Raw genomic sequence first — 9120 nt, forward strand, 5'->3', positions numbered from 1 at the left:
GATATTTATTGTTTGTTTTTCTGTTTTTTATTTTTGATATTTTAAAGAAGATATTGAGTTTTCTTTAAATAACCACACTGGCCCTGTGGCTGGAATGTAAATTAATTCACTTTTCAGGTATACTGCGCTCGCTAAATTCATCTGGCGACTGATTGTCCATATTGTTGTTTAATTTTTTACCAGTTATCGAATGCTCTAAACGAAATAATCAAAAGGTATTTTATGAGTCAAAACGACACGGAAAACGTGGCCCGTCGTAGTCATATCAATCCCCCGGTATTTTTTATCTCTTCTGCTCTTATCGTCGCCCTTGTGGCATTTTCTTCACTGTATCCGGAACTTGCCGATCGCAAATTCAAAGCGCTGCAACAGGGCATTTTCGCTAACGCCAGTTGGTTCTACATTCTGGCGGTGGCGCTGATCCTGATGGCTGTGACGTTTTTGGGACTATCGCGTTACGGCAATATCAAACTGGGGCTGGATCACTCGCAACCTGATTTCAGCTACGTTTCGTGGTTTGCGATGTTGTTCTCTGCGGGAATGGGCATCGGCCTGATGTTCTTTGGCGTCGCGGAACCTGTGATGCACTACCTTTCTCCGCCGGTCGGTACGCCGGAAACAGTGGAAGCGGCCAAACAAGCTATGCGCTTGACCTTCTTCCACTGGGGCCTGCACGCCTGGGCGATTTACGCCATCGTGGCATTGATTCTGGCGTTCTTTAGCTATCGCCACAATTTGCCGCTGACGTTACGCTCAGCACTGTATCCGCTTATCGGCAATCGTATTTATGGGCCGATTGGCCATGCGGTCGATATTTTTGCCGTGATTGGCACCGTGTTCGGCGTGGCAACCTCGTTGGGTTATGGCGTGTTGCAGGTTAACGCGGGTCTGAATCATCTGTTCGGTCTGCCAATTAACGAAACCGTGCAGGTGGTGTTGATTGTGACGATAACCGGGCTGGCTACGCTGTCGGTGGTTTCGGGACTGGATAAAGGCATCCGTATTTTGTCCGAATTAAACCTTGGCCTGGCGGTGCTGTTGCTGGCGCTGGTGATGATTCTTGGCCCGACAGTGTTGCTGCTGAAATCGTTTGTCGAAAACACCGGCGGCTATCTTTCTGAGATAGTCAGCAAAACCTTTAATTTATATGCCTACGAGCCGAAATCCAGCAACTGGCTGGGTGGCTGGACGCTGCTGTATTGGGGCTGGTGGCTGTCCTGGTCACCGTTTGTGGGGATGTTTATCGCCCGTGTTTCGCGCGGGCGGACCATCCGTGAATTCGTGACTGGCGTGCTGTTCGTCCCGGCGGGCTTCACGCTGCTGTGGATGACCGTGTTCGGCAATAGTGCCATTCACCTGATCATGAATGAGGGCGCAACGGATCTGGCGACCACGGTGCAAAGCGACGTTTCGCTGGCGTTGTTTAACTTCCTCGAACACTTCCCGTTCTCGAATATTTTGTCGTGCATTGCGATGGCTATGGTGGTGGTGTTCTTTGTCACCTCTGCGGATTCTGGCGCGTTGGTTGTCGATTCGCTGGCTTCCGGCGGTTCGGACCAAACCCCTATCTGGCAGCGGATTTTCTGGGCGGCCATGATGGGCGCGGTGGCTATTGCTTTGTTGATTGCCGGTGGCCTGGGGGCGTTGCAAACCGTGACCATCGCCAGTGCGTTGCCGTTCTCGGTCATCCTGCTGGTGTCGATTTACGGTTTATTGAAAGCGTTGCGCATCGACGCTTATAAACAAGACAGCCAGATGATGACCACCATTGCGCCAACGGCGGCACGCAACCCTATCTCGTGGCAGCGCCGTTTGCGTAATATCGCCTACTTCCCGAAACGTTCTCAGGTAAAGCGCTTTGTCGGTGAAGTCGTGCAACCGGCTATGTCGCTGGTAGAAGCTGAGCTGGCAAAACAAGGCTCGGTTGCCACCATCGATGAGTCAGACGATGACCGTATTCGTTTCGAAGTCGACTTTGGTGAGGATTTGAATTTTGTTTATGAAGTGCGCCTGCGAGCTTATATCCAGCCCGCTTTTGCGATGTCCGGATTAAGCGATGATGAGCGCGTGGAAGAGCTGAAATATTATCGCGGCGAAGTGCATTTGAAAGAGGGTGGGCAGGATTACGACGTGATGGGCTGGACGCAAGAACAGATCATTCACGATATTCTCGACCAGTACGAGAAACACCTGCATTTCCTGCATTTGGTTCGATAATTTGTACCGCCCCTCTTGTGGGGCGGCTATTTCAACAAAACTTCATACTGCGGGTTAAATTCATCGAAGATCGGTAATGCGGCGGCACCTAAAGCAGGCGTGTCGCTGCCGGACATTCCAATACGAATTCTGGCACTTTTCGGATAACGGCTACGCACGGAATTGTACAGCGGTGTCAGGCGGTTAATCAGCTTTTCAACCAACGGTTGCGGCATCATCCCACCAATAATCACGCACTGCGCGTCGAACACACATTCCATAATATTGATGGCCTGGCAGGCAGGCTCGACGGCAGTATCCAGCCAGCTATCGAACAACGCTTCATCGACGTCTAATAGGTCTTCAGGCATCGCCGACATGGGGTCCAGCCCGCAGGCTTCGTATGCCGACTGTAACGACACATAGCGTTCGAGGCAGCCCTTGTTTCCGCAATAACAGTCGCGGCCGCCCGGTTGCACCACCATGTGGCCGATTTCGCCCGCATTGTGTGCATGCCCGGTGTAAATTCGCCCATCGGTAAAGATCCCCGCCCCCAGTCCCGTGCCAATATACAGGTACACGAATGAGGATAATTGCCTGGCGACCCCGTGAAAACGCTCACCAATAGCGGCGACCGTGGCGTCATTTTCGAGGGTGACAGGCCAGCCGGTTAGCGCACTCAAACGCGCCTCAATATCCACATTATCCCAGCCGTGCAGGGTGGTTGGCCCCTGTGAGGAAATACCTTCAACACCAAAAGGGCCTGGCATCACCACGCCGATGCCTAACATTTTTCGCCAGTCGATTTTCACTTGTTGGCGCATTTCTTGCTGTATCTGATCAATTAGAGCCAGAGTGGGTTCCGGCTGGGGTTTTTGCACATGGACCAGTTTGCGAAAGCGAACCTGGCCCGCAAGATCCACCAGTACAACCAGCAGCGATTGATGATCAAGATGGATGCCGATGGAATAGGCGCTATCGGGATTGAGTGTCAGTGGCGTTGCTGGTTGACCCCGCCCGCCGGCACGGCGCGGCAGATGAGCGGAGATAATCCCCACCTGTTCAAGTTCCGTGGCGATGTTAGAAACGGTTTGCGGTGTTAACGAGGTCAGACGGGCAATTTCAGCGCGGGTAAGTTCGCCATTAAGGCGAATCACTTCAATAACCACCCGCCGATTGTGGGCGCGAGCGTGTTCGAGATTGGTGCCAGAAGTTGTTATCACATCATTCTCCCCACGGAAAACCTTACCGGCAGTATGCGGAGTGTGAATACAGCAATCAATTTGATTTTATTAATACGGCGATATGAATTTGACGGTCGCATCACAGCTTTGAATGTTATTGACGTGTTAATGATATTCGTCAGTAATTATTTGTTTTTAACATGCTTCGATTTTTAATGCCCAGTAGCAAAGCATCATCCGGCAGGGACGCAGGGCTGGCTAACGCCATGCCATTTTTTTTAGTCAATTAAAGCAATCAAATTGATTTAATCAACTTAACCCTGTTTCGGAGAATGACGATGAGCCTACGATTTACCCCTGCGGCCACCCTGTGCGCCCTCTCTTTATTCACTCTGGGATACAGCGCCAGTGCGCTGGCTGAAACCACGCTCAGTGCGCTGTTTATGACCCAGGCGGCGTACAGTGAAGCCGATATCCGCGCGATGACCGCAGATTTCACTAAGCAGCATCCTGACATCAAAGTGAACCTCGAATTTGTCCCTTACGAAGCGCTGCACGACAAGATTGTTGCCGCTCGCGGTGCCGGTGATAAAGGTTATGACGTGGTGCTTTTCGATGCCATCTGGCCTGCTGAATTCAACAAATTTGGGCTATTGCAGGACGTGACCACCCGTATTCCGGCAGACGTCAGCAGCAAAATATTTGATGGCGCGATTTCCACCGTGACCTACAAAGACAAACGCTGGGGCATGCCGTGGATCCTCGATACCAAATATCTGTATTACAACAAAGCGATGCTGGCAAAAGCGGGGATCACCACGCCGCCTGCCACCTGGGCTGATGTTGAGAAGCAGTCGGCGATCCTGAAAGAAAAAGGCATTGTGAAATACCCGCTGGTCTGGAGCTGGTCGCAGTCCGAAGCGCTGCTGTGCGACTACACCACGCTGGTGTCGGCGTTTAAAGGTGAGTTTTATAAAGACGGCAAGCTGAACTTCACCAATGCCGGAGCCATGAAAGCTATCGATTACATGAAACAAACGCTGGATAAAGGGCTGACCAACCCGAATTCCCGTGAATATCTGGAAGAAGATGTGCGTAAGTCCTTCTCCAACGGTGATGCCGCTTTCGCCCTGAACTGGACGTATATGTACAACATGGCGAACGACCCGAAACAGAGCAAAGTCGCGGGTGATGTTGGCGTGGTTCCGGCACCGGGTGAAACCGCAGGCGGTGCGGCTGGTGTGAATGGTTCGATGGGGCTGGGTATCGCCAAAGCCAGTGCGCATCCGGATCAGGCGTGGGAATACATCAGTTACATGACTTCGCAGCCGGTACAGGACAAATATGCCAAATTGAGCCTGCCTATCTGGAAATCGTCTTACGATGATCCGGCGGTACAGAAAGGCCAGGAGACACTGATTGCTGCCGCGAAAACCTCGCTCAACGTGATGTTGTCTCGTCCGGTCACCGCGGATTACTCGCGTTTGTCGAACATTTTGCAGCAAAACATCCAGGCAGTATTGCAGGGTAAAACCCCGGCGAAAGAGGGGATGGAAGCGGCAACCGCCGCCGCCGATCGTTTGCGTTAATTATTCACCAACACGCCCGCCATAGTCTGGCTATGGCGGGCCGGGAACACTGAATGCTCACATTACCGCAACGCGAGAAACGCCAGGCCTGGTTACTTCTGGCCCCTATGCTTCTGATGATGTTCTTGCTCACCGCCTGGCCACTGGCTCGCACGTTGTGGCTCAGCTTTACCGATGCCGGATTAATTGGCGATGGCAGCGCACCGGGCTGGGTGGGCAGTGATAACTTTCTCTATGCGCTGACTGACCCCGACTTTCGCGAAGCACTGTGGCGAACGCTCTATTTCACCGCTGTCTCCGTGATTTTCGAAGGGATTCTTGGCGTGCTGACGGCGCTGTTGCTCAACCAGCAGTTTTGGGGGCGTAGCATTCTGCGCGTGCTGGTTATTTTACCGTGGGCGCTGCCGACTATCGTCAATGCCACGATGTGGCGGCTGAACTTCAATCCGGATTACGGCAGCATCAACGCCTTGCTAACCCAGCTCGGGCTGATTGATAACTACCGTAGCTGGCTTGGCGACCCGTCATCCGCCATTAACGCGGTGATGTTTGCCGACATCTGGAAGAACTATCCGCTGGTCACGTTACTGGTACTGGCAGCATTGCAGACTATCCCGGACGACCTCTTTGAAGCAGCACGACTGGACGGCGCATCGGCCTTCCGGCGTTTTCGCAAAATTACCTTGCCGGCGATTGCCGCACCGTTGGCAGTGGCGCTGATTTTACGGACCATCGACGCCTTTAAAGTGTTCGACATTATCTACGTGATGACCCGTGGCGGGCCGCTCGACAGCACCAAAACCGTCAGCTTCTTTGTCTACCAGGAATCGTTCAGCTATTTGCGTGCCGGTAGCGGCGCGGCTTACGCGATTCTGATGACGCTGATTTGTGCGGTGCTGATTCTGATTTATATACTGATGTTATTGCGCCAGCGCCGTTCAGGGAGCGTCGAATGAAACAGAAAATCCGCCTTATTCTGCGTTATCTGGCCGCGCTGGTGTTAGCTGTGTCGATTCTTGCGCCGTTGTTATGGATGTTCCTGATGAGCGTCAGTTCGGCTGCCGACTTGACCCGGGTTCCGCTGGAATGGCTGCCACGCCAGTGGGATTTCAGCCGCTATGCCAGCCTGCTGACGTTAGAGGAGGGCAAACCAGGCGCGCTGTTCCTGCATGCGCTGGGCAACAGTTTGCTGGTGGCTTGCGGTTCGACAGTGATTTCGCTGCTGTTGGCAATCCCGGCGGCGTACAGCTTTTCACGCTATCCGGGGCGCGACATCTGGCTGTTTGGCGGGCTGGCGATTTACATGGTGCCACCCGTGGCGTTCGTGCTGCCGCTCTATTTCATCCTCGAAAAGCTGACGCTGCTTAATACACACCTTGGGCTGATTCTGGTGTATTGCTCGATGATTATTCCGTTCCTCACCTGGATGCTGAAAAACCAGTTTGATGCGCTGCCGATTGATATTGAGCAAGCCGCGCGTCTGGACGGTTTGCGTTACTGGCAAGTGTTGCTGCGGATTACGTTACCGCTGGCAAAACCGGCACTCGGCGCCTCGGCAATGTTTGGCTGGCTGCTGGCGTGGGACGAATTCTTTTACGCGCTGCTGTTTACCAACAATATCAACGCCCAGACGCTGCCGGTCACCATTGCCGGTTTCACCGCCGGGCGTGCTACCGACGACGGGTTAATTGCCGCCGTTGGTATTCTTGCGGCTATACCGCCGCTCTTTATTGCGCTTTGGCTGCAAAAAACACTGGTCAGCGGATTAACAGCCGGTGGCAGCAAAGGCTGATGATGGACACGGAGAATCCTCACCCATGAAAGCAAAACCTGACACCCGCGCCACGCTGTATGTGGTGGGCAATATCAATGTGGATTTGATCATGAGCACGCTGCACGAGTGGCCGAAAAAGGGCACCGAAGCGATGCTCGAAAGCAGCTCGCTGCGCCCCGGTGGCTCTGCCGGAAACTGTGCGCTGGCGTTGGCGGCACTGGAATCGCCCTATCGTTTAGTCGCCAATCAGGGCAACGATCAGTTCACCGGTTGGCTGGCGAGCCTGTTTCCGGAGAGTGCACCGCACTGGCCAACCTGTGAGTGCGAAACGTCACTGACCTTTGGCGTCACTCATCCCGACCACGAACGTACCTTTTTCAGTAACCAGGGGCATATTGTCCGTCTTTCGATGCAGGATGTTCTGGCGCAAATCCCGGAAGCCGCCCAGCCTGGCGATTGGGTTTTGCTGTGCGGCACCTGGCTTTGTACCGCGCTGTATGCCGAGTATCCGCAACTGCTGGCCACGCTCAAACAGCGTGGTTATCGGGTCGCCGTTGATAGCGGTTGGCCGCCGCAGGGCTGGAATAATACGTTGCGTGAGCAAACCGCAACATGGCTACCGTTCTGCGATGCGTTGCTGCTTAATGAAGTTGAAACGTTAGGGTTGGCGGATAAGCCAACGCTTGATGAAGCCGCGCGTAGCCTGTTGGCTAACATGTCAGAAAATGCTTTTTGCATTGCAAAATGTGGCCCTGATGGCGCGTGTTTATGGGCGGCGAACCTGGCGCTGACTCAGTCAGCCGAGCCGGTTGCGGTGGTGGACACCATCGGTGCCGGAGACAGTTTTAATGCTGGCTTTTTATCCGCGCTGATTTATGGCCTGCCGCCTGCCACGGCGCTGCACTGGGGTGTTCGCGTCGCGGGTTGTGCGATTAGCAGTTCCCCGCGCCGTTATCCCGACTGGCAATCGCTTTTTGGCCTTGTGGAGAAAAACTGAATGGCTCAGGTTGAACTGGTAAAAGTCGCGAAGAATTACGGCAAAGTGCAGGTGCTAAAACCGCTGAACCTGACTATCCCGGATGGCAGTTTTACCGTGCTGGTCGGCCCGTCGGGGTGTGGAAAATCCACTTTACTGCGCCTGCTGGCAGGGCTGGAGTCGTTATCTGACGGTGACATTCTGCTCGATAAGCAGCAAATCAATAATTTTGACCCGGCCGACCGCGATATTGCGATGGTGTTCCAAAGTTATGCGCTCTATCCACACCTGACCGTGGCTGAAAATATGGCCTTCCATATGCAGGTGAAGAAAGTGCCAAAGGCCGAGCAACAGGCGAAGGTGCAGCAGGCAGCGAAAGTGCTGGGCATTGATCATCTGCTCAAACGGTTGCCGAAAGATTTGTCCGGCGGCCAACGCCAGCGTGTGGCGATGGGCAGGGCGCTGGTGCGTAACCCGAAAGTGTTTCTGTTCGACGAGCCGCTGTCCAACCTTGATGCGCAGTTGCGCATGGAATTGCGTGCTGAAATTAAATCGCTGCATCAGCAGTTTCGTACCACCACGGTGTATGTGACACACGATCAGATTGAGGCAATGACGCTGGCGGATAACATCGTGGTGATGAAAGACGGTTTGATCGTTCAGCAGGGCGACCCGTTGTCGATTTACGACAAGCCGGTGAACACCTTTGTGGCGCGGTTTATTGGCTCGCCACCGATGAACCTGTTGAGCGGCGTGTTCCAGAATATCGGCGGTAAAGCGGGCGTGAGCTGCAATCAGCTGTGGTTTGGACTGCCGGAAAAATGGGCGCGCCAGGCCATGGATTGTGCGGGCAAGCCGGTGACGCTTGGCTTGCGCCCGCATGATCTGAAACCCGTCGCGCACAGTGAGCAACCCGCCGCCACGCTGCGCTTGCTGGAAGTGACCGGAGAGAGCAGTTTGCTGCACATTGACTGGAGTGGTTTCCCGCTACATGTGCAGTTCGCCGGACGCGCGCGCGCCAGTACCGAACAACCTTTGTATCTGGAAGCCAACAGCGAAGCGATTCATTTGTTCGATGCCCAGACCGGTGAGCGGCTCGCGGAAGAAACTGATTTTGTCGGATGACGCTGGCGCTTATTCGACCTACGGGGCTGGTGTGGTTGTGTCGGATGACGCTGGCGCTTATTCGACCTACGGGGCTGGTGATGTTGTGTCGGATGACGCTGGCGCTTTTCCGACCTACGGGCCTGGTGATGTTGTGTCGGATGACGCTGGCGCTTATCCGACCTTGTATCTTGAACCGGTAGCTGGTTAGCTACCGGTTACATGAAACGGAGGAAGCTTGTATCCGACCTGAAGACCTCGATCTTCCGACGTAGCTTAAGCCCTCCGTTTCACCTT

8 protein-coding genes are annotated in these 9120 nt (G+C 53.9%); 7 read left to right on the forward strand and 1 reads right to left on the reverse strand.

The features are described from left to right. Positions 1 to 222: 222 nt before the first annotated feature. The gene (locus MES37_RS22075) at positions 223 to 2217 is read left to right on the forward strand and encodes a BCCT family transporter (RefSeq protein WP_064548841.1); all 1995 of its coding nucleotides are present in this window, start codon (positions 223 to 225) and stop codon (positions 2215 to 2217) included. 26 nt (positions 2218 to 2243) lie between these two features. On the opposite strand, the gene MES37_RS22080 is transcribed toward MES37_RS22075, so the two are convergent. Beyond that, a complete protein-coding gene (locus MES37_RS22080; RefSeq protein ID WP_237932655.1) occupies positions 2244 to 3416 on the reverse strand; it encodes an ROK family transcriptional regulator in 1173 nt (390 codons plus the stop codon). A gap of 302 nt (positions 3417 to 3718) precedes the next feature. Between MES37_RS22080 and MES37_RS22085 the strand changes: the two genes are divergently transcribed. From MES37_RS22085 to MES37_RS22110, 6 genes are read left to right on the forward strand one after another with little or no spacing between them, the layout of a single operon-like run. Next, positions 3719 to 4969 (forward strand): extracellular solute-binding protein, encoded by a 1251-nt coding sequence (locus tag MES37_RS22085; protein WP_064548838.1) that lies wholly within the window; start codon positions 3719 to 3721, stop codon positions 4967 to 4969. A gap of 53 nt (positions 4970 to 5022) precedes the next feature. Next, the gene (locus tag MES37_RS22090; protein ID WP_237932652.1) at positions 5023 to 5925 is read left to right on the forward strand and encodes a carbohydrate ABC transporter permease; all 903 of its coding nucleotides are present in this window, start codon (positions 5023 to 5025) and stop codon (positions 5923 to 5925) included. Beyond that, positions 5922 to 6761 carry a carbohydrate ABC transporter permease gene (locus tag MES37_RS22095; protein WP_064548834.1) on the forward strand — a complete coding sequence of 280 codons (840 nt, stop codon included), beginning with the start codon at positions 5922 to 5924 and terminating at the stop codon, positions 6759 to 6761. The genes MES37_RS22090 and MES37_RS22095 overlap by 4 nt, the downstream gene beginning before the upstream one ends. A 25-nt stretch (positions 6762 to 6786) precedes the next feature. After that, positions 6787 to 7740: a carbohydrate kinase family protein gene (locus MES37_RS22100; protein ID WP_237932653.1), complete on the forward strand. Its 954-nt coding sequence runs from the start codon at positions 6787 to 6789 to the stop codon at positions 7738 to 7740. Continuing rightward, positions 7741 to 8844: an ABC transporter ATP-binding protein gene (locus tag MES37_RS22105; RefSeq protein ID WP_064548830.1), complete on the forward strand. Its 1104-nt coding sequence runs from the start codon at positions 7741 to 7743 to the stop codon at positions 8842 to 8844. It begins immediately after the preceding gene. Beyond that, the gene (locus tag MES37_RS22110; RefSeq protein ID WP_237932654.1) at positions 8834 to 9034 is read left to right on the forward strand and encodes a hypothetical protein; all 201 of its coding nucleotides are present in this window, start codon (positions 8834 to 8836) and stop codon (positions 9032 to 9034) included. The genes MES37_RS22105 and MES37_RS22110 overlap by 11 nt, the downstream gene beginning before the upstream one ends. Positions 9035 to 9120: the final 86 nt, after the last annotated feature.

Source organism: Buttiauxella sp. S19-1 (genome assembly GCF_022134725.1).
Taxonomy (GTDB): domain Bacteria; phylum Pseudomonadota; class Gammaproteobacteria; order Enterobacterales; family Enterobacteriaceae; genus Buttiauxella; species Buttiauxella ferragutiae.